We start from the raw sequence: 22,639 nt of genomic DNA, 5'->3' as shown, positions 1-22,639 counted from the left end.
CTCAAACATCGGACGCTCACGACATCCCGGTCCACGTGCGTGGGCCTTCGTGTCGAGGCTGTCAGTTTCCGAAACACATCTTGGGCTTCTCGGACCAGATCAATGACCTGCGGAGCGCGCTTGGCGTGTTCGGTTCCTCTACTGTAGCAGGTGTTTCTCCCGCTTCCTAATCGAGCGTTTCCGCTCATCAGGTCATACCGAAATACCTTCTCGGTAGAGGTTGTCATCCGCGGGACCGGCCTACTTCGCTGCGAGGTTTCCCTGCTAGCAGTGGTGTCCGTTCCTCCCTGTCCGGGCGACATCGAGAACATTACGTGAAGGTGTCCGGGGAGACAAATCCGCTGGTCAGGACGCCGATGGCCCCGGCCAGCCGCCCTGGGGGATGTGACTGGGGGCGGTGACCGGGGCCGTCGGGCCGGCATGCTCGCGGGTCAGGCCCCCGACATACGACCAGCAGCCATGGACTTGCGCCCCCGCTTGAGCAGGACCACCCGGCCGTGGAGGAAGTCCTGCTCCCCCAGCACGGCCTCGGGGTCGGACACCTTGGCGTTGTTGACCGAGGCGCCGCCGTCCTTCAGCGCCCGGCGAGCCTCGTTGCGGGACGCCACCAGACCCACCGACACCAGCGCGTCGACCAGGGTGTCCCCGGGCGACAGCTCTCCCCCGGGCAGCTCCGCCGTCGCGTCCAGCAGGGTCTGCCGGTCCAGGGCCGCGATGTCGCCCTTGCCGAAGAGCGCCTCGGACGCGGCCTGCACCGCCGCGGTCGCCTCGGGCCCGTGCACCAGCGTGGTCACGTCGGCCGCCAGCGTCCGCTGAGCCGTGCGCCGGAAAGGCTCCTCGGCGACCTGACGCTCCAGCTCGGCGATCTCGTCGCGCGTGCGGTCGGTGAAGACCTTGAGCAGCTTCACCACCGAGGCGTCCTCGACGTTGATCCAGTACTGGTAGAAGGCGTAGGGCGAGGTCATCCGCGGGTCCAGCCACACGGCGTTGCCCGCGGACTTGCCGAACTTCTCCCCCGACGAGTCGGTCAGGAGCGGCGTGGTGAGCACGTGCACCGACACCCCCTCGACGCGACCGATGAGGTCCACGCCGGCCGTGAGGTTGCCCCACTGGTCCTGGCCGCCGGTCTGCAGGGTGCAGCCGTACTGCCGGTAGAGCTCGAGGTAGTCCAGCGCCTGCAGGATCTGGTAGCTGAACTCCGTGTAGGAGATGCCCTGGTCGGAGCCGAGCCGCGCCGCGACGGCGTCCTTCTTGAGCATCTGGTTGACCCGGAAGTGCTTGCCGTAGTCGCGCAGGAAGTCCAGGGCCGAGATGGGCGCGGTCCAGTCCAGGTTGTTGACGAAGATCGGCGGGTTGTCCGTGTCGGCCGACAGGATCGCCCGTACCTGCACCGCGATCCGCTCCACGTCCGCGGCCGTCTGCTCCTTGGTCTTGAGCACGCGCTCGCTCGACGGGCGTGGGTCACCCACCAGCCCCGTCGACCCACCCACCAGACCAATCACCCGGTGACCAGCCCGCTGCAGGTGCCGCAGGGCGATCAGCTGCACGAGGTTGCCGAAGTGCAGGGAGGGCGCGGTCGGGTCGAAGCCGCAATACACCGTGAGCGGTCCGTCCTCGAGGGCCTGGCGCAGCTCGGCCTCGTCGGTGGACTGTGCCACCAGGCCGCGCCACTGCAGCTCGTCGAGGATGTCGGTCACGGTGCATCACTCCTTGCGTCGAGGTCCCCGCCGCCGTCGGGCGGGCCGTGACTAGCCTGCCCTATCCCTGCCGGTCGGCGTAGTCGGTGTCGAGCACCGAGTAGTAGTACTCGTCGAGCCAGCGTCCGTCGTGCTGCGTCGACTTGCGGAGCGCGGCCTCGCGGGTCATGCCGAGCCGGGCCATCAGCCGACAGGCGGCGTCGTTGCCCTCGATGGTGGTGGCGAACACCCGGTGCGCACCCAGGCCGCGGAACGCGTGGTCGAGCAGCGCCCGCCCCACCTCGGTGGCGTAGCCCCGGCGGTGGTACTTGGGGTGCAGGACCCACGAGATCTCGTAGACGTCGGGGTGCTCGTAGCGGTGGAAGACGACGTGCCCGACGACCTTGTCCTTGTCGCGACGGACCAGCGCCAGCACCGGCGGGTCGTCGCCCACCCAGCGCGACAGGAAGCGCTTGACCTGCTTGTCGGAGTAGGGATCGTCGACGTAGCGCATCACCTGCGGGTCGCCGAGGTAGCTCCGCACGGCCTTGAAGTCGTCCTGGTCGAAAGGTCGTAGCGCCAGCCGCTCCGTGCGGACGGACGCGCTGACCTGCCCGGTCCGTCGTTGGTCCTTGCTCACGCTGTCGTGCTCCTGCCTGGGGCGAGGCCCGCCGTCGATCAGTGGCGCGGCAGACGGCGCCGCACCACGGCTGGACGATACGCCGAGACGGTAGGCTCGTCCGCCAGCCAGTAGCGCCAGGGGTACGTGTCGCCGTCTCCGCCCGGGCCCGACACACCGACCCGGGGGCCGGTGCGGATCAAGCCCGCGTCAGCACCCAGTGTGCCCGGCGCCAGACGGACCGGCGCGGCGGGGTCCAGCAGGTCCAGCCCGTGGTGGCCGAGGTCCAGGCCGAGGGCCTTGGTCAGTCGCCCCGGCCCACGGGCCAGGTCGCGGGGCCGTATGCCGGGGCGTCGCTCGGTCACCTGCTCGTGACCGGCGACGACCTCCCCGGCACGCAGCAGCACGGCCGACGCCTCGCCCGTGGGCCCGCACACGACGTTGACCGCGTGGTGCATGCCGTAGGACAGGTAGACGTAGAGGTGGCCCGCCTCGCCGAACATGACGCGGGTGCGCGGCGTCGGACCACGGAAGGCGTGCGAACCGGGGTCCCGCTGACCGGCATACGCCTCGACCTCGGTGAGCCGCAGACCGACCGGGCCGTGCCACAGGACGCACCCGAGCAGGTCGGGGGCGACCTCGAGGACCGGCCGCGCGAAGAACGCGCGCGTCAGCATCAGGCGCGGACGTCCAGGGCGGATCCCGCGAACTCCCGCAGCCGCCGGGCCTGCTCGGCCACGCGGCCGCGCTGCTCGGTGACCCGCGCCGGGGCGGTCCCGCCCTTGGCGGAGCGGGACGCCAGGGACCCCTCGACCGACAGGACCGAGCGGACGTCGGGCGTCAGGTGCTCCGAGATGCCGCGCAGGTCGTCGTCGTCGAGGTCCCACAGCTCGATGCCGCGCTCCTCGCACGCGCGGACGCAGGCGCCGGCCACCTCGTGGGCGACGCGGAACGGCACGCCCTCGCGCACCAGCCACTCGGCGACGTCGGTGGCGAGCGAGAAGCCCTGGGGCGCGAGGGACTCCAGGCGGTCGTCGTGGAAGGTCAGGGTCGCGACCATGCCGCTGAAGGCCGGGAGCAGCACCTCGAGGGTGTCGACGGCGTCGAAGACCGGCTCCTTGTCCTCCTGCAGGTCGCGGTTGTAGGCGAGCGGCAGGCTCTTGAGCGTGGTCAGCAGGCCGGCCAGGTCCCCCACCAGCCGGCCGGCCTTGCCCCGCGCGAGCTCGGCGACGTCGGGGTTCTTCTTCTGCGGCATGATGCTCGACCCGGTGGAGTAGGCGTCGTCGAGCGTGACGAAGCTGAACTCCTTGGTCGCCCAGAGCACGACCTCCTCGGCCAGCCGGGACACGTCGACGGCCGTCATGGCGCAGACGAAGGCGAACTCGGCGACGAAGTCGCGCGACGCCGTGCCGTCGATGGAGTTCTCCACGCTGGTCGCGAAGCCCAGGTCGGCGGCGACGGCCTCGGGGTCCAGGCCGAGGGAGGACCCGGCCAGGGCGCCGGCGCCGTAGGGCGAGACCGCGGTCCGGGCGTCCCAGTCGACGAACCGCTCGACGTCGCGCAGCAGGGCCCAGGCGTGGGCGAGCAGGTGGTGGGCCAGCAGCACGGGCTGGGCGTGCTGCAGGTGCGTGCGACCGGGCATGGCGGTGGTGGCGTGCGCCTCGGCCTGGGCGACGAGGGCGTTGACGACGTCGAGGACGAGGCCGGCCACGGAGCGCGCGTGGTCGCGCAGGTACATCCGGAACAGCGTCGCGACCTGGTCGTTGCGCGAGCGACCGGCCCGCAGCCGTCCGCCGACGTCGGTGCCGGCTCGCTCGATGAGCCCCCGCTCGAGCGCCGTGTGGACGTCCTCGTCGTCCTGCGCCGGCGTGAACGCCCCGGACTCCACGTCGTCCCGCAGCCGGCCCAGGGCCTCGAGCATCGCGTCGAGCGTGGCGTCGTCGAGCAGGCCCGCGCGGTGCAGGACGCGGGCGTGGGCGCGCGACCCGGCGATGTCGTAGGGCGCGAGCCGCCAGTCGAAGTGCGTCGACTTGGACAGGGCGGCGAGGGCGTCGGCCGGTCCACCGGCGAAGCGACCGCCCCACAGGCTGGTGCGCTCGGAGGTCATGCGGGTCCTCTCGGGAGGTGATGTGAGGTGATCTGAGGTGATGGCGGGGTGTTGTCGGGGTGAGGTCGACCGGATGAGGTGGACGGCGTGGCGCGTCGGGTCAGTCGTCGTTGACGCCGGCGAGGCCGAGCAGCTTGCCCGCCACGGCCTCGCCGCCGTCGGGCGCCGCGGTGATCACCAGGATGGTGTCGTCGCCGGCGATGGTGCCGACGATGTCGCCCTCGCGGGCCATGTCGATCGCCGAGGCGAGGAAGCTGGCCGCTCCCGGCGGGGTGCGCACGATGACGAGGTTGGCGGACGCGCGGGCGGAGACGAGGAGCTCCTCGCACACCTTGCGCAGCCGCCCGGACACCTCGGCCATGTCGGGTGCGATGCGGGGGGTCTGGTCGCCGCCGAGCCCGGGCAGGGCGTAGACGAGCGTGCGGCCCTGGCGGACCTTGACGGCACCGAGGTCGACGAGGTCGCGGGAGAGCGTGGCCTGCGTGATCTCCACGCCCTCGGCCGCCAGGAGCTCGAGCAGCTCGTTCTGCGAGCGCACCGTGGTGCGGGCGAGGATGTCGGCGATCAGCTGGTGCCGGGCCCCGCGGGTCTGGGCGATCATGGAGTTCCTCCCTCGGAAGCGACGATCCCGTCCAGCACGACGGACAGGTCCGCGACGAACTCGTCGACCTCGTCCGTGGTGAGCACGAGGGGCGGCGCGAGCCGGATGGTGTCCGGGCGTACAGGGTTGACGATAGGCCCTCGGGCCTCGAGGTCCGCGGTGACCTGGGCGGACACGTCCCGCGTGAGGGCGATCGCGCGCAGCAGGCCGGCCCCGCGGACCTCGCGGACCAGCGGGTGGCCGAGCCCCTCCACGGCCTCGACGAGGTGCTCGCCGGTGGCCTTGACCTGCTCGAGCAGACCGTCCCGCTCGATGGTGTCGAGGACCGCGAGGGCGGCGGCGCAGGCCAGCGGGTTGCCGCCGAAGGTCGTGCCGTGCTGGCCGGCGCCCAGCAGGCCGCTCACCTCGTCGCCGAAGGTGACGACGGCCCCGATCGGCACGCCGCCGGCGAGACCCTTGGCCAGGGTCATCACGTCCGGCCGGACGCCGTGGGCCTGGTGCGCGAACCAGAGCCCGGAGCGACCCACCCCGGACTGGATCTCGTCCAGGACCAGCAGCGCACCGGCGGCGGTGGTCACCTCGCGGGCGGCCCGCAGATAGTCGGTCGAGGCCGGTATGACGCCGGCCTCCCCCTGGATCGGCTCGAGCACGACCGCGGCCACCGTCTCGTCGACCGCCGCGCGCAGGGCCTCGACATCGTTGTACGGCACGAACGTGACGTCCCCGATCAGCGGCTCGAAGGGCGCGCGGTAGGCCTCCTTGTGGGTGAGGGCCAGCGCACCGGTGGTGCGCCCGTGGAAGCCTCCCTCGGCGGCGACGATGCGCGTGCGGCCGGTCCGGCGGGACAGCTTGACGACCGCCTCGACGGCCTCGGTCCCGCTGTTGCACAAGAACACCCGCGACCCGGACGGGGCGTCCGACAGCTCCAGGAGCCGCTCGCCGAGGCGCACCTGATCGGGGGTGACGAAGAAATTGGAGACGTGGACGAGCTCGCGGACCGCGCGGCTGATGGCCTCGACCAGGGCCGGGTGGCCGTGCCCGAGGCTGTTGACCGCGATGCCCCCCAGCAGGTCGAGGTGCCGGCCGCCGTCGGCGTCGTAGACGTAGCAGCCCTCGCCGCGGACCAGGGTCAGTCGCGGTCGCCCGAAGACGCCGAGCAGGACCTCCTGGGAGCGGTCGAGGGTGGTGGCGCCGGTCGTCATACGGTCTCCTCGGTCGGATGGTCGGCTGGGTCGGTGCCGTCAGGGTCACCGGGGTCACCGGGGTCACCGGCGGTGATCATCGTGCCGACCCCCTCGCTGGTGAAGACCTCCAGCAGCAGTGAGTGCGCCACGCGGCCGTCGATCATGTGGGCCTGGGGGACGCCTCCGCGCACGGCCGCGACGCAGGCCTCGAGCTTGGGGATCATGCCGGCGTCGACCTGCGTCGCCAGCTCGGCGGCCTCGTCCACGCCCATCCGCGACACGATCGACGCGGGGTCCGGGTAGTCGAGGTAGACGCCCTCGACGTCGGTGAGGACGACGAGCTTGGTGGCCCCGAGCGCGGCGGCCAGCGCCCCCGCGGCGGTGTCGGCGTTGACGTTGAGGACCTGCCCCTCGACGTCCAGGTCGGGGGCGACGGTCGAGACGACCGGGATCCGCCCGGCATCCAGGATGTCTTGCACCGCAGCGGGATTGACGACCTCGACGTCGCCGACGAGGCCCAGGTCGACGTCCTGTCCGTCGACGACGGTGCCGCGGCGCCGAGCCCCGAACAGGTGGGCGTCCTCGCCGGACAGGCCCACCGCCAGGGGTCCGTGCTGGTTGAGCAGGCCGACGAGCTCTCGCCCGACCTGGCCCGTCAGCACCATCCGCACGACGTCCATGACCTCGGGGGTCGTGACGCGCAAACCGCCCCGGAACTCGCTGGTCAGACCGAGCCGGTCGAGCATGGCCGCGATCTGGGGGCCGCCGCCGTGGACCACGACGGGGCGCAGGCCGGCGTAGCGGAGGAAGGCGACGTCCTGGGCGAACGCGGCCTTGAGCTCGTCGTCGATCATGGCGTTGCCGCCGTACTTGACGACGACGAGCGCGCCGCGGAAGCGCTCCATCCAGGGCAGGGCCTCGACGAGGACGGAGGCCTTGGCGAGCGTCCGCGGGTGGGACTCGTGCAGGCGCGGGGTGCGGGCGGCAGGTCGGGTCGTCATGTGCTGTAGGCCGAGTTCTCGTGGACGTAGTCGTGGGTCAGGTCGTTGGTCCAGATCGTGGCCTCCGCGTCGCCGGCGTGCAGGTCGACGAGGACGTGCACCGCGCGCGGGTCGAGGTCGACGAGCTCGCGCGGCTCCCCCACCCCCATGGCGCGGCAGACCTGGACCCCGTTGATCGCCACGTCGAGGAGGTAGGGGTCGAACGTCGCCCGGGTGGTGCCGACGGCGGCGAGGACACGGCCCCAGTTGGGGTCGTTGCCGAAGACCGCGCACTTGAACAGGTTGTTGCGGGCGATGGAGCGCCCGACCTCGAGGGCGTCGTCCTCGTCGGCTGCGTGCACGACCTCGATCCGGATGTCGTGGTGCGCGCCCTCGGCATCGCCGATCAGCTGTCGGGCGAGGTCCTGGCAGACCTGGGTGAGGGCTCCGGTGAGCTCGTCCTCGCCGGGCGTGACGCCGCTCGCGCCGCTCGCCAGGAGGACGACGGTGTCGTTGGTCGACTGGCAACCGTCGGAGTCGATCCGGTCGAAGGACCGTGCCGTGGCCGCCCGCAGCGCCCGGTCGAGCAGCTCCGGCTCGACCGCCGCGTCCGTGGCGAGGACGACGAGCATCGTGGCGAGCGCCGGTGCCAGCATGCCGGCGCCCTTGGCCATGCCGCCGACCGTCCAGCCGTCCCGGGAGACGGACGCCTGCTTGCTGCGGGTGTCGGTGGTCATGATCGCCTCGGCCGCGTCGGCTCCCCCGTCGGCGCCGAGCCGGCCCGCGGCGTCGTCGATCCCCGCGGCCAGCCGGTCCATGGGGAGGCGCTCGCCGATGAGGCCGGTGGAGCAGACGACGACGTCACCGGAGCTGAGGCCGAGCCGGTCGGCGACCTGCTCGGCCGTGCGGTGGGTGTCGAGGAAGCCCTCGGGGCCGGTGCAGGCGTTGGCCCCGCCGGAGTTGAGCACCACGGCGTCGACCCGGTGGTCGGCCAGGACCTGCCGGCTCCAGGTGACCGGGGCGGCCTCCACGCGGTTGCTCGTGAAGACCGCGGCGGCGGCGTGCTGCGGTCCGTCGTTGACGACGAGGGCCACGTCTGGCCGGCCGCTGGCCTTGAGTCCGGCGGTGACCCCGGCGGCGCGGAAGCCCTGGGCTGCGGTGACGCTCACGGGGCGACTCCTGCGGTCGGCAGGCCCAGGCCCTCCTGGAGCCCGAGCGCGAGGTTGGTGCACTGGACGGCGGCGCCGGCCGTGCCCTTGGTCAGGTTGTCCTCCGCCGCGACGGCCACGACGCGGCCCACCCGCTCGTCGAGGACGACCTGGACGTGGACCTGGTTGCTGCCCAGCACGTCGCTGGTCCGCGGCCACTGCCCCTCGGGCAGCACGTGCACGAACGGCTCGTCGGCGTAGCAGCGCTCCCAGGCATCGCGCACCTGGGCGGCGGTCGTGCCCGGACGGACTCGCGCGGTGCACGTGGCGAGGATGCCGCGGGGCATGGGCGCGAGGGTGGGCGTGAAGGACACGGTCACTCCGGCACCCCGGCCCGGTGACGCTCCCCGGGCCCGGGAGAGGTTCTGCTCGATCTCGGGGGTGTGCCGGTGGCTGCCGCCGACGCCGTAGGGCGACATGGCGCCCATGGCCTCGGCGCCGAGCAGGTGCGGCTTGAGGCCCTTGCCTGCGCCGCTGGTGCCGCTGGCCGCCACGACGACCACGTCGTCCCCCTCCAGGAGCCCGGCCGCGAACCCCGGTGCCAGGGCCAGCGTCGTCGCCGTCGGGTAGCAGCCGGGGACGGCCACGCGGCGCGCGGTCCTTAGCGCCTCGCGCTGGCGTGGCTGGTCGAGCCCGCCGAGGGGCAGCTCGGGCAGGCCGTAGGGCCAGGTCCCGGCGTGGTCGGAGCCGTAGAAGTCCCGCCACGCCTCGGGGTCCTCGAGGCGGAAGTCCGCGCCGCAGTCGACGACGAGCGTGCTCTCGGGCAGGGCGTCGGCGAGCTCGGCCGAGGCGCCGTGCGGCAGGGCGAGGCAGACGACGTCGTGGCGGGCGAGGAGCTCGGGGTCGGTCGGCTCGAGGCGACGCCCCGCGAGGGGGGTGAGGTGCGGGTGGACCGTGCCCAGCAGGGACCCGGCCTGGGACGCGGCGCACACGGCACCGATGTCGAGCTCTGGATGGCCGAGGAGCAGCCGGAGCAGCTCGCCCCCGGCATACCCGCTCGCTCCGGCGACGGCTACGGACAGCATTGCATGATCATACGCGAATCGGGGTGTTCATGCATGCGTGCTCCGGCGGCCGGGCAGGAGCAGGAGCAGGAGCAGGCCCAGCAGGATCTCGGGCGGGGCTCGGAGACGCCACGGTCAGGCGAGCGGGTCGTCCTCGCCGTAGGGCAGCAGGCCGATCGTGCGGGCCTGCTCGGACAGACCCGCCGCGGCCGCGGAGCGGAGCGACTCGACGGTGTCGGTGCCCGCGCGGACCATGCGGCCGGACCAGGCGTCGAGCTCGCCCGAGGCGAGGGCGAGCGCCAACGTCACCACGTCGGCGGGCTCGGTCCACTCGGTGCGGCCCCGGTGCTGGGGCATGGCCTCGGTCATGTCGGTCCGGACCACCCCCGGCGCGAGGTCGAAGGCGCGGATGCCCCGCTCGGAACCGGCCAGGTGCAGGCCACCGGTGATGCGGGCGAGCGCAGTCTTGGAGGCGTGGTAGGCGCTCTGGAGATCGTCCGCACGGGTCCCCGAGCCGCTGTTGAGGTTGATGACGCGCCCGCCGCCCCCGGCCAGCATGTGCGGGACGACGGCCCTGCTCATGAGGAAGGGGCCCAGGACGTTGGCGCGCTGCACGCCCCACCACGCGTCGACCTCCGCCTCCCAGAGGGGAGCCGGGGGCTCGATCACGCCGGCGTTGTTGACCAGCACGTCGACCTGCGCGTGCCGTTGCAGGAGCTGCTCGACGAACACCTGCACGAGGTCGGGCTCGGCGACGTCGAGGGCGCTCCCGACGGCGTCCAGCCCCTGGCGGGACAGCTCGTCGGCCAGCCGACGCGCGCCCTCGCCGTCACGCGAGGTGAGCTCGACGGCATACCCGGCCTCGGCGAAGCCGCGGGACAGGTGGGCCCCGATGCCGCGGGACCCTCCCGTCACGACGACGACCGGCCGCACGTCAGGCTCCACGCTGGGTGGCGCCGGTCGCCGCGGCCGCCGCGGCGGTGGCCTGGTCGCGCAGCCCGCTGACCTCGGCGGTCGTGAGCGTGCGGTCGGGTGCGCGGAAGGTCAGGCGGTAGGCCAACGACCGGCGCCCGGGACCCAGCTGGTCGGACCGGAAGACGTCGAACAGCGCGACCGACTCGAGCTCGTCACCCGCGCCCTCGCGCAGCGCCTGCTCGACGCGCGCTGCCGGCACGGACTCCTCGACCACGAGCGCCACGTCGCTGTGCGCGACGGGGTAGGTCGACAGCTTGCGGGCCTCGGCCACGTGACCGGTCGCCGCCCCAACGAGCACGTCGAGGTCGAGCTCGGCGGCGCAGGTGCGCTCGGGAAGCTCCAGGGCGGCCACGACCTTGGGGTGCAGCTCCCCGGCGTGGCCGACGGTGGTGCCGTCCGCCAGCACCAGGCGCGCGCACCGGCCGGGGTGCCAGGGCGCGACGTCGTCCTGCTCGACGCGCAGGGTCACCCCGAGGGCGGTCGCGACGCCGAGCGCCACCGCCACGGCGTCGGACGCCTGCACGGGACGGGCCGGTCCCCACGGCCCGGCGGGCGTGGCGTCGCCGCAGAGGGCGATGGCCGCGTGCCACGGCTGTGCAGGGACGGCCTCGCGGATCCGGTCGAGCGTCGCGTCGTCGGGACGGGTGCCGAGCGGGGCTACCGGAGCCTGTCGCCCCTGACCGTCCGACCGGGTCACGAGCCCCAGCTCGTAGACGGAGACGTCGCGGGCGCCGCGCGAGACGTTGCGGCGCAGCACGTCGAGCAGGGTGTCCAGCACCGAGGTCCGCATGAGCGGCTGCTCGTCGTTGATCGGGTTGGCGAGACGCACCGTGCGGCGGCGCTCGTCGTCCGCGGCGTAGCGCAGGTCGTCGAAGCGCCCCTCCGCCACGAAGGGGTTGCTGAGGACCTCGACCAGACCCTGCTGCGCCAGCGTCGACGTGACCAGCCGCCGGGCACGCTGCGCCGCGGTCAGGCCGTGACCGCCGGGGGCCTGCGGCAGGACCGACGGGATCTGCGCGAAGCCGCGGACCCGGGCCACCTCCTCGACGAGGTCCGGCCCGGTGCGCAGGTCGGCCCGCCAGCTGGGCGGCGTCACCCGCACCTCGTCGCCGTCGAGCTCCTCGACCTCGCAGCCGATCTCGGCCAGCGTCCGGAGGACCTCGGCGCGCTCGAAGGTCAGCCCCACGAGCCGGGTCGGCAGGGTCACGTCGAAGCCGAACGGCTCGGGGAGCGTGATCTCGCCGACGTCGGTGACGCCCCCGTCGGCCGTGCCGCCCCCGAGCTCGACGAGCAGGCGCACGGCGAGCTCGGCCGCGGCGCCCGCCAGCGCGGGGTCCACCCCCCGCTCGAAGCGCTTGGCCGCCTCGCTCGGCAGCCGGTGCCGCCGCGCCGAGCGGGCCACGGTGACGGGGTCGAAGTGAGCCGCCTCCACGAGCACGTCGGTCGTCGAGTCGGTGACCTCGCAGTCCTCGCCACCCATGACGCCCGCGATGACCAGGGGCGTGGTGCCGCCGTCGGTGATCAGCAGGTCCTCGGGGTCGAGGACCCGCTCCACGCCGTCGAGCGTCGTCAGTCGCTCGCCGGCGCGGGCGCGGCGCACCTCGATCGAGCCCGAGAGCCGGTCGAGGTCGAAGGCGTGCAGGGGCTGGCCGAGCAGCAGCATGACGTAGTTGGTCACGTCCACGGTCAGCGAGATGGGGCGCATGCCGAGCTGGGTCAGCCGGGTCGCCATCCACGACGGCGTCGTCGCGTGCACGTCGACGCCGCGGACCGTGCGGGCGACGTAGCGGTCGCAGCCGGCGCGCCCGTGCAGCGGGGCGTCGTCGCGCAGGCGCACGGCATACCCCTGGTCGTCCGGCGCCGGGGCGGTGCGCGAGGGCTCCGCGGCCGGGTCGGTGAAGGGCACGCCGAGGCTCAGGGCCAGGTCGCGGGCGATGCCGCGCAGGCTGAAGGCGTAGCCGCGGTCGGGGGTGATGTTGACCTCGACGACCTCGTCGCCCAGGCCGAGCAGCTCGATGGCGTCGACGCCGGGCACGGCGCGGGCGAGCCGCTCGGGGTCGTCGGCCAGGTGGTCGCCCAGCACGATGATCCCGCTGTGGTCCTCACCGAGCCCCAGCTCGTCGACCGCGCACATCATGCCGTTGGAGACGTGGCCGTAGGTCTTGCGCGCGCTGATCCGGAACCCTCCGGGCAGCGTGGCGCCGGGCAGGACGACGACGACGAGGTCGCCGACGGCGAAGTTGTGCGCGCCGCAGACGATCTCCTGGTGCTTGCCCTCGGTGACCATCTGGCCGTGCTCGCCGACGTCGACGGTGCACCAGCGGATGGTCTTGCCGTTCTTCTGCGGCTCGTCGGTGTAGTCCAGGACCCGACCGACGACGAGGGGACCGGTGATGTCGCCACCGTGCAGCCCCTCCTCCTCCAGGCCGACCTTGACCAGCGCGGCGGCGATCTCGGAGCCCGTCGTGGTCGCCGGCAAGGCGTCCTCGCCGACGAGCTCTCGCAGCCATGACACGGGTGCGCGCATCAGATCTCCATCCCGAACTGTGTGCTGAAGCGGACGTCTCCCTCGACGATGTCGAACATGTCGGGCACCCCGTGGCGCAGCATGACCGCGCGCTCGATGCCCATCCCGAAGGCGAACCCGGTGTAGCGGTCGGGGTCGATCCCGGCCGCCGCCAGGACGTTGCGGTTGACCATGCCGCAGCCACCCCACTCGATCCAGCCCGTGCCGCCGCAGACCCGGCAGCGCTCGTCCTGCCCCAGGCAGATCGGGCACTGGAAGTCCATCTCGGCGCTCGGCTCGGTGAAGGGGAAGAAGGACGGGCGCAGCCGGGTCGTCACCGCCGGTCCGAAGAGCTCGGCCGCGAACCGGTCGAGGGTGCCCTTGAGGTGCGCCATCGTCAGGCCCTCGGCCACGGCGAGGCCCTCGACCTGGTGGAACACGGGGGTGTGCGTCGCGTCGAGGTCGTCGGTGCGGAAGACCTTCCCCGGGCACACGATGAACAGCGGCAGGTCGCGGGTCAGCATCGCCCGCATCTGCACCGGGGAGGTGTGCGTGCGCAGGACGAGCCCCGCGTCGCTGGGCTCGACGAAGAAGGTGTCCTGCATGGCGCGGGCCGGGTGGTCAGGGGCGAAGTTGAGGGCGTCGAAGTTGAACCACTCGGCCTCGACCTCGGGCCCCTCGGCGACCTCCCACCCGAGGCCGGTGAAGATGTCCTGGACCCGCTCGATCGTGAGCGAGACGGGGTGCCGGGCGCCCAACGGGTGACGTGGCGCCACGACCGTCATGTCGAGCCGCTCGTCGACCAGCATGCGCTCGTCCCGCTCGGCCTCCAGGACGTCCTGGCGCGCCTTGAGGGCGGCACCCACCCGCCCGCGCGCCTGGCCGACGCGCTTGCCCGCCTCGGCCTTGGCCGACGGCGGCAAGGCGCCGATCTCGCGGTTGGCCAGGGCGAGCGGCGACCGGTCCCCCGCGTGCGCGAGCCGGACGGCCTTGAGCGCCTCCAGGTCGGTCGCGGCCTCGATCGCGGCCAGCGCGTCGGCGACGTTGGCGTCGACGGCTGCGGGGTCCAGGGCGCTGACCTCCACCGGGTCGTACTGCGTGTTGGGTCCAGACATCGCTCTCACTCGGATCGGGTCGGTGGCTGCGGCGGCCGGTGCGCTGCGGGCCCGTCGCCGGGCCCCGGCACGGCCCGGGCGACGACGTCCGTCATCCTAGTGGGCCGCCGCCGGGCGTCGTCGCGGCTGCTCGCAGGACGTGCTCGCAGGACGTGCTCGGCGGACGGGCTCGGACGACGGGCTCAGACGACGTGCTCAGGTGCCCCGGCGGGCAGGGTGAAGCGGAACAGCGCCCCTCCGGACGGCGCCCGGCCGACGGTGATCCGTCCGCCGTGCGCCTCGACGAGGCCGCGCACGACGTAGAGCCCGAGCCCCGTGCCGCCGCGTCGCGTCGAGTGCCAGAACCGGGTGAACACCATGGGGTAGTTCTCCTCCGGGATGCCGTCGCCCTCGTCGGACACCGCCACGACCAGCTCGGGGCGCTCCTCATCGGGCTCGTCCCCTGCCTCGGCACCAGGCTGCAGGTCGACGGTGACGGTGCCCGCCCCGTGGCGGACGGCGTTCTCGACGAGGTTGGCCATGACCTGCTCGATCCGGTCGGGGTCCGCCCACACCTCGGGCAGCGTCCCGTGGACCCGGATGGCGAACCTGTCCTGGGGATGACCGGCCGCGACGAGACCGTCGACGTGGCGGTCGAGCAGCCGCGGCAGGTCGACCGGTTGCCGGCGCAGCTCGAGTCGCCCGCTGTCGATGCGGGACACGTCCAGCAGCTCGGCGACCAGCCGGGTGATCCGGTCGGTGTCGGCCTCGATGGTCTCCAGCATCAGTCGCTTCTGGTCGTCGCTGAAGCGGTCCCAGCGGCGCAGCAGGGTCGAGGTGAAGCCCTTGACGCTGGTCAGGGGGGAGCGCAGCTCGTGCGCGACGGTGGAGATGAGCGCCGAGGTCTTCTGCTCGGCCCGTCGACGCGCCTTGGCGTCGCGCAGCGTGATGATCACCTGCTGCACCGGGCCGCGCGGGACGTGGCGCACCAGCGACGCGGTGAGGAATACCTCGTGACCACCGGGCAGGACGAGCAGCGTCTCGGTGATGCGGGTGCGGGTCGGGAGCCCGCCGAAGGGATCGGTGCAGGTCCACCAGCTGCGGCCCTCGAGGTCCTGCAGCGGCACGGCCTGCCGGGCGTCGGTGCCGGCCAGGGTCTCGGCGTCGGCACCGAGGAGACCGGCGGCACGGGTGTTGAGCGACTGCACGCGGCAGTCGGCGTCGATCACGACGACACCGTCGGGCAGCGCGTCCAGGTCGCAGCCGCACCGGCAGTCACCGATCCGGGGTTCCGCTGGGCGCGAATCCTCCAGTCGCGTGATCTCCGTGGTCATAGGAGAACCATAGTCAGGGGGTGACCAGCCTCCACCCGAACGGCCTAGTCGGATCGTCCTGGGTGCAGCATCCGCGCCGAGGAGTACAGGCAAACCGTTGCAGCCATGGCCAGGTTGAGCGACTCGGCGTGGCCATAGATGGGCAGGCGCACCACGTCGTCGCACAGCGCCCGGGTCTCGGGTGGCATGCCCCACGCCTCGTTGCCCATCACCCACGCGTGCGGCCGGGCGAGCCGCCGCTCCACCGTCTCGTCGGTGAGCAGCTGGTCCCCGTGCCCGTCGGCGGCCAGCAGTCGTATGCCGCTCCCCCGCACCGCCTCGAGGGCCTCCACGACGCCCACCCCCGTCACGACCGGCAGGTGGAACAGCGAGCCGACCGTGGAACGCACGACCTTGGGGTTGTAGACGTCGACGCTCGCCTCGCTCACGATGACCGCGTCGGCGCCGACGGCGTCCGCGCCGCGCAGGACCGTGCCGGCGTTGCCGGGGTCACGCACGTGCGTGAGCACGCACAGCAGGCGGGGCCCTTGCGCCAGGACGGACTCCAGCGAGACGTCGAGGTGACGGCACACGGCCACCATCCCTTGAGGGGCCTGGGTGTCCCCCGTCGCGGCGAGGACCTCGTCGGTGACCTCGTGGACGGGCAGACCTGCGTCCCGCGCGTCCTGGAGGATCGGCTCGTGCCGCGCGAGGGCCGCGGTCGTGACGTAGACGTCGCGCACGACGTCCGGGCGGAAGGCCACCGCCTCGCGCACCGCCTGCGGCCCCTCGGCCAGGAAGGCCTGCTCGCGCTCGCGCACGGAGCGGCGCGCGAGCGCCCGCACCGCACGGACCCGCTCGGACCGCACGTTGCTCATCACGGCACGCCCGTGGGGGCGACCACGGCTGTGGTCGCCCCCACGGGAACGGTGCTCGTCAGGGCCGGTGGACGGCATACGAGCCGATCGATCCGGAGTTCCGACTGGTCCGACTGATCTGCTGATCGCTCGGATCAGGCGGCGTCGGTCGCGGCCTGGGCCGGGACGTTCGCCTTGGCGATCTCGACGAGCGCCGCGAAGGCGGCGGCGTCGTTGACGGCCAGCTCGGCCAGCATGCGACGGTCGACCTCGACGCCCGAGGCCTTGAGGCCCTGGACGAAGCGGTTGTAGGTCATGCCGTTGGCGCGGGCCGCGGCGTTGATGCGCTGGATCCACAGGCGACGGAAGTCACCCTTGCGGGCGCGGCGGTCGCGGTAGGCGTACCCGAGGGAGTGGGTCACCTGCTCCTTGGCCTTGCGGTAGAGACGGGACCGCTGACCGCGGTAACCGCTCGCGCGCTCGAGGACGACCCGGCGCTTCTTCTGGGCGTTGACTGCCCGCTTCACGCGTGCCACGTGAGTACTCCTTAGCTAAGACTGAACAGGGGAAAGGGGCTCACTTGCCCAGGAGACGCTTGATCTTCTTCTCGTCGGCCTTGGCGACGACGACGTCAGGCACCAGGCGGCGCGTCTGACGCTTGGCGCGCTCCTCGAACTTGTGCACGTGGTGCGCACGCTCGCGCATGACCTTGCCGGAGCCGGTCAGGCGGAACCGCTTCTTGGCACCGGAGTGCGTCTTGTTCTTCGGCATGGTGGCCGATCTCCTCTAACTCGTTGTGCGGGCGGGGAAAAAAGACTGGGTGGAGGCGAGGCGCCTCACTCAGGACGGGCGGCCTCTGCGACCTCGGCCGCGGGCGACTGAGCCTCGGTCTCGTCCGGCTGAGCGTCGTGCGGCTGGTCGTCGTGGCGGGTAGCGTCCTCGCGGCGCTTGCGCTGCTCCGCCTTGGCGTCCGCCTTCTTCTTGGTCGGGCCCAGCACCATGACCATGTTGCGGCCGTCCTGCTTGGGTGCGGACTCGACGAAGCCGAGCTCGGACACGTCCTCGGCGAGGCGCTGCAGCAGCCGGAAGCCCAGCTCGGGCTTGGACTGCTCGCGACCGCGGAACATGATGGTCACCTTGACCTTGTCACCGCCGTTGAGGAACCGGACGACGTGGCCCTTCTTGGTGCCGTAGTCGTGCGGGTCGATCTTGGGACGGAGCTTGATCTCCTTGATGACCGTGTTGACCTGGTTCTTGCGGGCTTCACGGGCCTTCTGCGCTGCTTCGTACTTGAACTTGCCGAAGTCCATGAGCTTGGCGACCGGAGGCTTGGCCATGGGGGCCACCTCGACGAGGTCGAGGTCCGCCTCGGCTGCCAGGCGCAGGGCATCCTCCACGCGGACGATGCCGACCTGCTCGCCGTTGGGTCCAACCAAGCGCACCTCGGGGACCCGGATGCGCTCATTGATACGAGGCTCGCTGATGTGATGCTCCTTAAGTCGTCCGTGCCGAGACCGCGGCCGGAGATGCCGAAAGGCCCCTCGCGACCAGCACGAGGAGCCTTGGGATTCCGCACAGGCACCTGGGCAGGACGCCACCCTGGTGGGGAGACGCCTCGGCGGTCGACGAGGACACCTCGACGACTGCCGCACCTGCGACAGGACCTGGGACCCGGCTGCCTGCTGCTCGACTGGCGTCGATCGGTCGGCTGCCCGGGTGGAAGCGGGGCTTCTCTTGCACGTGGCACCCACGAGGGTGCCACCGGTCAGGGATCAAGGCTACCAGGTGGGCCGCACCGCCCCTAATCGAGCGCGGTGCGTGCTGCCGAGGTGGCCGGGGACGTGAACATCACGTGTCGGCGGACCTCTCGCCTTGCTCACCTCCCGCGCGCGGACGGAGGGTGGGAGGAGTCGATACGAGGAGGACGAAGAGACGATGCCGACCCAGCCGACCCACGAAGCACAGCCGGCCCAGACACCACGGCCCGAGCTCACCCCCGCCGCCCCGCTGACGGACGAGGTCCGCGACCGGCTCGCCCACCCGGACGAGACCGAGCTCGCCTCCCTCGACGCCTGGTGGCGGGCCGACAACTACCTCACGGTGGGCCAGATCTACCTCCAGGCCAATCCCCTGCTGCGGGAGCCGCTCTCCCCCGAGCACATCAAGCCGCGGCTCCTCGGTCACTGGGGCACCTCCCCCGGGCTCGCGTTCGTCTACGCCCATGCGTCCCGGCTCGTGCGGCACACCGGCCAGCAGATGATCTACCTCGCCGGCCCCGGCCACGGTGGTCCCGCGCTCGTGGGCGCGGCCTACCTCGAGGGCGAGTACACCGAAACCTTCCCGGACATCACGCAGGACGTCGACGGGCTGCGCCGGTTCTTCCGGCAGTTCTCCGCGCCCGGCGGCATCCCCTCGCACGCCTCCGTGACGACGCCGGGCTCGATCCACGAGGGTGGAGAGCTCGGCTACGCCCTCATCCACGCGTTCGGCGCGGTGATGGACAACCCGGACCTGGTGGCGCTGACGGTCGTCGGTGACGGCGAGGCCGAGACCGGTCCGCTCGAGGGCTCGTGGAAGGGCATCTCCTTCCTCAACCCCGCCCGGGACGGCGCCGTGCTGCCGGTCCTGCACCTCAACGGCGCCAAGATCGCCGGCCCGACCGTGCTCGCCCGCAAGGACCCGGAGGAGGTCCGGCAGCTCTTCCGTGGGCACGGCTACGAGGTCCTGGAGGTCGAGGGTGACGACCTCCCCGGCATGCACCAGCGGTTCGCCGAGACGTTGGCGACGGCATACGGGCTGATCAGGGACATCCAGGACCGGGCGCGCGCGGGAGAGCCGCCGACGACCAGGCCGCGCTGGCCCATGATCGTCCTGCGCTCCCCCAAGGGCTGGACCGGGCCGCACGAGGTCGACGGCACGCTGATCGAGGGCACCTGGCGGGCCCACCAGGTGCCGCTGTCCGGGGTCAAGGACGACCCGGACCACCTGCAGCTGCTCGAGGAGTGGCTGCGCAGCTATCGCCCCGAGGAGCTCTTCGACGAGGCCGGGGCGCCCACGGAGCTGGTGACGCGCAACAACCCCGCGGGGCTGCTGCGGATGAGCGCGAGCCCCCACGCCAACGGCGGCCTGCTCACGCAGGACCTGGACCTGCCCGACGTGCGCGACTTCGCGATCGACGTCCCCACGCCCGCGGTCGTGCGGCACGAGTCGACGCGGGTCCTCGGCGAGCTGATGAAGGCGCTCTACGAGCGCAACCCCCGCACGTTCCGGCTGTTCTGCCCCGACGAGACCAACAGCAACCGGATCGGCGCCGTCTTCGACGTCTCGGACCGGATGACGATGGAGCGGGTCACCGAGGACGACGTGAAGCTCTCGGCCGACGGGCGCGTGATGGAGGTGCTGTCCGAGCACAACTGCCACGGGTGGCTGGAGGGCTACACGCTCACCGGGCGGCACGGGCTCTTCGCGACCTACGAGGCGTTCGCGATGGTCAGCGCCTCGCAGACGATCCAGCACTGCAAGTGGCTCGAGGAGGCGCACCACCTGGACTGGCGGGCCGACATCCCCAGCCTCAACATCCTGCTGAGCTCGACCGCGTGGCGCAACGACCACAACGGCTTCAGCCACCAGGGTCCCGGCCTGATCCAGAACGTCCTGCAGATGCGCGGGGACGTCGCCCGGATCTATCTGCCCGCCGACGCCAACACCCTGCTCGCCGTCTCCGACCACTGCTTCCGCTCGCGGTCGCACGTCAACCTGATCGTGCAGGACAAGCAGCCGCAGCTGCAGTACCTCACCCTCGACGAGGCCCGGGAGCACTGCGAGCGCGGCGCCTCGATCTGGGACTGGGCGGGCAACGAGCTCGACTCGCGCGAGGAGCCGGACGTCGTGCTCGCCTGCGCCGGCGACGTCGTCACCATGGAGACGGTCGCCGCCGCGCAGATCCTGCGCGAGCGGCTGCCCGAGCTGTCGGTGCGCGTCGTCAACGTCGTCAACCTCATGACGCTGGCGCGGCGCAAGGACCACCCCAACGGGATGTCGGACATGTTCTTCGAGGAGCTGTTCACCACCTGGCAGGACGTGGTCTTCAGCTTCCACGGCTACCCGGGGGCCATCCACCAGCTCGTGCACGGCCGCAACGACGCCGACCGGTTCCACGTGCGCGGGTTCATCGAGCAGGGCACGACCACCACGCCGTTCGACATGGTCGTGCGCAACCAGGCGTCGCGATACCACCTCGTGATGGACGCGCTCAACAACTCCCAGCGGCACCCGCGCGGCTCCGCCGAGCTCAAGGCCTGGTGCGAGGCGCAGGTGGACCGGCACGAGGAGTACATCCGCGAGCACCTGCAGGACATGCCCGAGGTGCGCGACTGGGTGGCCCAGGACCCGGGCTCGGAGGTCAGCGGGCGGCCGGTCGAGGCCTGAGGACGGTCGTCGCGACGGACCCGAGGCACCCCGTGCGCGCGAGGCGCCCGACCCCGCGTGGGGTCGGGCGCCTCGGCATACGGGCGGTCAGTCGTGCTTGGGGACCAGGGCGCAGACCAGGGCGCCGAACACCGCGACCCCGGCGAACACGTAGAACGCGGTGGCGGCCGTCGCGGTCGGCCGGCCAGGGCCGCGATGACCAGGCCACCGATGACCGCTCCGGTGTTGAGCAGCAGGAGGAAGGTCAAGGAGTAGGTCGCGTTGAAGCCGTAGGACTCCATGATCCGCGGGAGCCAGGTGTTGAGGCCGTAGGTCAGCAGCAGGCCGGAGAAGGACATGAAGCCGAGCAGGATCGTGGGCACGAGATAGCTGCCGGTGAACAGCCCGCGGAAGCCGACCCGCTCGACGGCCTGGGGCGCGACGGGGGCGGACTCGATCGAGCCGGTCGAGCCGGTCGCGCTGGACGAGCGGGCAGGCGCCCCGTCCAGGGCCACCCCGGTGCGCTCGGCGACCCGCTGCGCCTCCTCGTGACGACCCTTGGCCTCGAGCCACTTCGGCGACTCGGGGATCTTCTTCCACGCGAACGGCAGCAGGATCACCAGAGGCAGGGCGCCGATCCAGAACAGCCCGCGCCAGCCGACGATCGGCAGCGCCACCAGGGCGATGATCGAGGCCAGGACGCCGCCGGCCGGGATGCCGGAGTAGACGAGGGCGTTGAAGAGGTTCTTCTTGTCGATCGGCGCGAACTCGGCGACGACCGCGCCCAGGGTGGCCAGCAGCGCGCCCAGCCCGATCCCCGTCAGGAGCCGCATGGCGCCGAAGTAGGTGAAGTTCATGGAAACGGCGGTGAGGGCCATGCCGATGGAGAACCACGCGATGGACCCGAGGACGATCTTGCGGCGGCCGATGTGGTCGCCGACGGCGCCGGCCGCGAGCGCGCCGATCATGACGCCGATCAGGGCGTAGGAGCCTATGGTGCCGGCCTGGGCCGCGTTCAGGCTGCCGAGCTGGCTGGGGTCCTTGAGCAGCCGGGACACGATCGTGCCGTAGACGACGATGTCGTAGCCGTCGAAGATCAGGGCGGCGCAGGACAGCGCGAGGATCCAGTAGGTCTCGGCCATCTGCTTGACGGTCCGGGTCGCCGAGGACCCCGGCAGGTGCGTGTCCTGCAGGAGGTGGTCAGTAGTCTCTGCGGGCTCTGCGGGCTCTGCTGACTGGGGGGATGCCGCCCGGTCGGGGATGGTGCTCATCCGTGGCCTCCGTTGGCTCGGTCGTGAGGGGGGCGCGTCGTGCGGGGCTGGCACGGATCGCTCTGCGCACCAGTAACGCCCGGGGCGTCCACCCGCCGTAAGACCGCGACACCGGACAACTCCGCATGCGAGACGAAGTCGGACGACGTACGGTGTGAACCCGCCGACTGACTCGCAGGGCGAGACAGCGCCGAGGGTCGGCAGGACGGCCACGAAGGGGTGGCAGATGAGCACGAGCTATGGGCAGTCCCTGTCGTCCCTGGACGCCGGGCTGCGGGCGATGACCCTCTTCACGACCCACGACGTCCTCACCGTGACGCTCGTCGCGCGCGAGCTGGGCTGCTCGAGGGCGACGTCGTACCGCATCCTCAACACCCTGAGAAACCGCGACATCGTCATGCTCGGGCCCGGTGGGCGCGGCTACTACCCCGGCCCGGCGCTCGTCGAGCTGAGCCGTCCCCGCGGGCTGGACCAGGCGGACCGGGCCCGGCTGCGACCCGTCATCGAGGAGGCGGTCTCGCTGACCGCCGAGACCGTGCACGTGGCGGCGCTGATCGGCACCCAGGTGCTCTTCTTCGACGGCCAGGAGCCCGACCGGGCCGTGCGGGCCAGCCTGCGGCCGGGCTACCTCCGGCCGGCCCACGCGATCTCGGCCGGCAAGCTGCTGCTCTCGCAGTTCACCGACGAGCAGGTGCTGCGGCTCTATCCCGACGAGCGCCTGGGCCGGGTCACTCCGTGGACGGTCATCAGCCGCGAGCAGCTCATGGCGGACATCCGGACGATCCGCGAGCAGGGCTACGCCACCAACCAGTAGCAGACCGAGGTCGGCCTCGGCGG

19 protein-coding genes and 1 pseudogene are annotated in these 22,639 nt (G+C 72.2%); 2 read left to right on the top strand and 18 right to left on the bottom strand.

All coding sequences use genetic code 11. The annotated features are described in order from the left end of the window. Positions 1-431: 431 nt before the first annotated feature. The 17 genes from tyrS to infC form a co-directional block, all read right to left on the bottom strand. Positions 432-1,697 carry a tyrosine--tRNA ligase gene (gene tyrS / locus B4E97_RS02785; RefSeq protein ID WP_286958635.1) on the bottom strand — a complete coding sequence of 422 codons (1,266 nt, stop codon included), beginning with the start codon at positions 1,695-1,697 and terminating at the stop codon, positions 432-434. A gap of 61 nt (positions 1,698-1,758) precedes the next feature. After that, the gene (locus B4E97_RS02780; RefSeq protein WP_029211399.1) at positions 1,759-2,316 is read right to left on the bottom strand and encodes a GNAT family N-acetyltransferase; all 558 of its coding nucleotides are present in this window, start codon (positions 2,314-2,316) and stop codon (positions 1,759-1,761) included. Positions 2,317-2,354: 38 nt separating this feature from the next. Then, the gene (locus B4E97_RS02775; RefSeq protein ID WP_029211400.1) at positions 2,355-2,972 is read right to left on the bottom strand and encodes a DNA-3-methyladenine glycosylase; all 618 of its coding nucleotides are present in this window, start codon (positions 2,970-2,972) and stop codon (positions 2,355-2,357) included. Then, on the bottom strand, positions 2,972-4,402 hold the full coding sequence (gene argH, locus B4E97_RS02770) for an argininosuccinate lyase (protein WP_286958633.1): 1,431 nt from the start codon (positions 4,400-4,402) through the stop codon (positions 2,972-2,974). The genes B4E97_RS02775 and argH overlap by 1 nt, the downstream gene beginning before the upstream one ends. 100 nt (positions 4,403-4,502) lie before the next feature. Further along, complete coding sequence (gene argR / locus B4E97_RS02765; protein WP_019287246.1) at positions 4,503-5,003, bottom strand: arginine repressor; 501 nt, start codon at positions 5,001-5,003, stop codon at positions 4,503-4,505. Next, positions 5,000-6,205 (bottom strand): acetylornithine transaminase, encoded by a 1,206-nt coding sequence (locus B4E97_RS02760; RefSeq protein ID WP_286958631.1) that lies wholly within the window; start codon positions 6,203-6,205, stop codon positions 5,000-5,002. The genes argR and B4E97_RS02760 overlap by 4 nt, the downstream gene beginning before the upstream one ends. After that, entirely contained in the window at positions 6,202-7,188 is a 987-nt protein-coding gene (gene argB, locus B4E97_RS02755; protein ID WP_414632779.1) for an acetylglutamate kinase, read from the bottom strand. Before argB ends, B4E97_RS02760 begins: the two co-directional genes overlap by 4 nt. Continuing rightward, positions 7,185-8,336, bottom strand: a complete 1,152-nt coding sequence (argJ, locus tag B4E97_RS02750; protein ID WP_286958630.1) for a bifunctional glutamate N-acetyltransferase/amino-acid acetyltransferase ArgJ — start codon at positions 8,334-8,336, stop codon at positions 7,185-7,187. Before argJ ends, argB begins: the two co-directional genes overlap by 4 nt. Beyond that, on the bottom strand, positions 8,333-9,400 hold the full coding sequence (gene argC, locus B4E97_RS02745) for an N-acetyl-gamma-glutamyl-phosphate reductase (RefSeq protein WP_286958629.1): 1,068 nt from the start codon (positions 9,398-9,400) through the stop codon (positions 8,333-8,335). Before argC ends, argJ begins: the two co-directional genes overlap by 4 nt. A gap of 114 nt (positions 9,401-9,514) precedes the next feature. Further along, the gene (locus tag B4E97_RS02740) at positions 9,515-10,312 is read right to left on the bottom strand and encodes an SDR family NAD(P)-dependent oxidoreductase (protein ID WP_286958628.1); all 798 of its coding nucleotides are present in this window, start codon (positions 10,310-10,312) and stop codon (positions 9,515-9,517) included. A 1-nt stretch (position 10,313) separates the two neighbouring features. Then, a complete protein-coding gene (gene pheT, locus B4E97_RS02735) occupies positions 10,314-12,881 on the bottom strand; it encodes a phenylalanine--tRNA ligase subunit beta (RefSeq protein WP_286958627.1) in 2,568 nt (855 codons plus the stop codon). Next, on the bottom strand, positions 12,881-13,975 hold the full coding sequence (gene pheS / locus B4E97_RS02730; RefSeq protein WP_286958626.1) for a phenylalanine--tRNA ligase subunit alpha: 1,095 nt from the start codon (positions 13,973-13,975) through the stop codon (positions 12,881-12,883). The genes pheT and pheS overlap by 1 nt, the downstream gene beginning before the upstream one ends. Positions 13,976-14,157: 182 nt before the next feature. Then, positions 14,158-15,288 carry an ATP-binding protein gene (locus tag B4E97_RS02725; RefSeq protein ID WP_239265826.1) on the bottom strand — a complete coding sequence of 377 codons (1,131 nt, stop codon included), beginning with the start codon at positions 15,286-15,288 and terminating at the stop codon, positions 14,158-14,160. Positions 15,289-15,332: 44 nt separating this feature from the next. Then, positions 15,333-16,145 carry a TrmH family RNA methyltransferase gene (locus B4E97_RS02720; RefSeq protein ID WP_286958625.1) on the bottom strand — a complete coding sequence of 271 codons (813 nt, stop codon included), beginning with the start codon at positions 16,143-16,145 and terminating at the stop codon, positions 15,333-15,335. A 134-nt stretch (positions 16,146-16,279) separates the two neighbouring features. Further along, positions 16,280-16,660: a 50S ribosomal protein L20 gene (gene rplT, locus B4E97_RS02715; RefSeq protein WP_019287234.1), complete on the bottom strand. Its 381-nt coding sequence runs from the start codon at positions 16,658-16,660 to the stop codon at positions 16,280-16,282. Positions 16,661-16,700: 40 nt separating this feature from the next. Further along, complete coding sequence (gene rpmI, locus B4E97_RS02710; protein WP_019287233.1) at positions 16,701-16,895, bottom strand: 50S ribosomal protein L35; 195 nt, start codon at positions 16,893-16,895, stop codon at positions 16,701-16,703. A 65-nt stretch (positions 16,896-16,960) separates the two neighbouring features. Next, positions 16,961-17,608 carry a translation initiation factor IF-3 gene (infC, locus tag B4E97_RS02705; RefSeq protein WP_286958638.1) on the bottom strand — a complete coding sequence of 216 codons (648 nt, stop codon included), beginning with the start codon at positions 17,606-17,608 and terminating at the stop codon, positions 16,961-16,963. A 451-nt stretch (positions 17,609-18,059) separates the two neighbouring features. Here infC and B4E97_RS02700 point away from each other — a divergent pair, with 451 nt between their 5' ends. Then, positions 18,060-20,552: a phosphoketolase family protein gene (locus tag B4E97_RS02700; RefSeq protein WP_286958624.1), complete on the top strand. Its 2,493-nt coding sequence runs from the start codon at positions 18,060-18,062 to the stop codon at positions 20,550-20,552. Positions 20,553-20,719: 167 nt separating this feature from the next. Here the strand turns inward: B4E97_RS02700 and B4E97_RS02695 are convergent. Next, positions 20,720-21,673, bottom strand: a pseudogene (locus B4E97_RS02695) (MFS transporter); the annotation flags it as partial. Between the two features lie 355 nt (positions 21,674-22,028). Here B4E97_RS02695 and B4E97_RS02690 point away from each other — a divergent pair. Continuing rightward, positions 22,029-22,616, top strand: coding sequence for an IclR family transcriptional regulator (locus B4E97_RS02690; protein ID WP_286958623.1), 588 nt, complete (start codon positions 22,029-22,031; stop codon positions 22,614-22,616). Positions 22,617-22,639: the final 23 nt, after the last annotated feature.

Origin of the sequence: Arsenicicoccus sp. UBA7492, assembly GCF_002479615.1 — a bacterium.
Taxonomy (GTDB): Bacteria; Actinomycetota; Actinomycetes; order Actinomycetales; family Dermatophilaceae; genus Arsenicicoccus; species Arsenicicoccus bolidensis.
This window is presented reverse-complemented; position numbering and strand designations above follow the sequence as displayed.

Bases quoted from the DNA above. Each gene is read 5' to 3' on its own strand.
- argR (WP_019287246.1), bottom strand. From the start codon at position 5,003: ATGATCGCCCAGACCCGCGGGGCCCGGCACCAGCTGATCGCCGACATC.
- pheS (WP_286958626.1), bottom strand. From the start codon at position 13,975: ATGTCTGGACCCAACACGCAGTACGACCCGGTGGAGGTCAGCGCCCTG.
- pheT (WP_286958627.1), bottom strand. From the start codon at position 12,881: ATGCGCGCACCCGTGTCATGGCTGCGAGAGCTCGTCGGCGAGGACGCC.
- argH (WP_286958633.1), bottom strand. From the start codon at position 4,402: ATGACCTCCGAGCGCACCAGCCTGTGGGGCGGTCGCTTCGCCGGTGGA.
- rpmI (WP_019287233.1), bottom strand. From the start codon at position 16,895: ATGCCGAAGAACAAGACGCACTCCGGTGCCAAGAAGCGGTTCCGCCTG.
- B4E97_RS02775 (WP_029211400.1), bottom strand. From the start codon at position 2,972: ATGCTGACGCGCGCGTTCTTCGCGCGGCCGGTCCTCGAGGTCGCCCCC.
- argB (WP_414632779.1), bottom strand. From the start codon at position 7,188: ATGACGACCCGACCTGCCGCCCGCACCCCGCGCCTGCACGAGTCCCAC.
- B4E97_RS02690 (WP_286958623.1), top strand. From the start codon at position 22,029: ATGAGCACGAGCTATGGGCAGTCCCTGTCGTCCCTGGACGCCGGGCTG.
- argC (WP_286958629.1), bottom strand. From the start codon at position 9,400: ATGCTGTCCGTAGCCGTCGCCGGAGCGAGCGGGTATGCCGGGGGCGAG.
- B4E97_RS02725 (WP_239265826.1), bottom strand. From the start codon at position 15,288: ATGACCACGGAGATCACGCGACTGGAGGATTCGCGCCCAGCGGAACCC.
- B4E97_RS02720 (WP_286958625.1), bottom strand. From the start codon at position 16,145: ATGAGCAACGTGCGGTCCGAGCGGGTCCGTGCGGTGCGGGCGCTCGCG.
- B4E97_RS02760 (WP_286958631.1), bottom strand. From the start codon at position 6,205: ATGACGACCGGCGCCACCACCCTCGACCGCTCCCAGGAGGTCCTGCTC.
- B4E97_RS02700 (WP_286958624.1), top strand. From the start codon at position 18,060: ATGCCGACCCAGCCGACCCACGAAGCACAGCCGGCCCAGACACCACGG.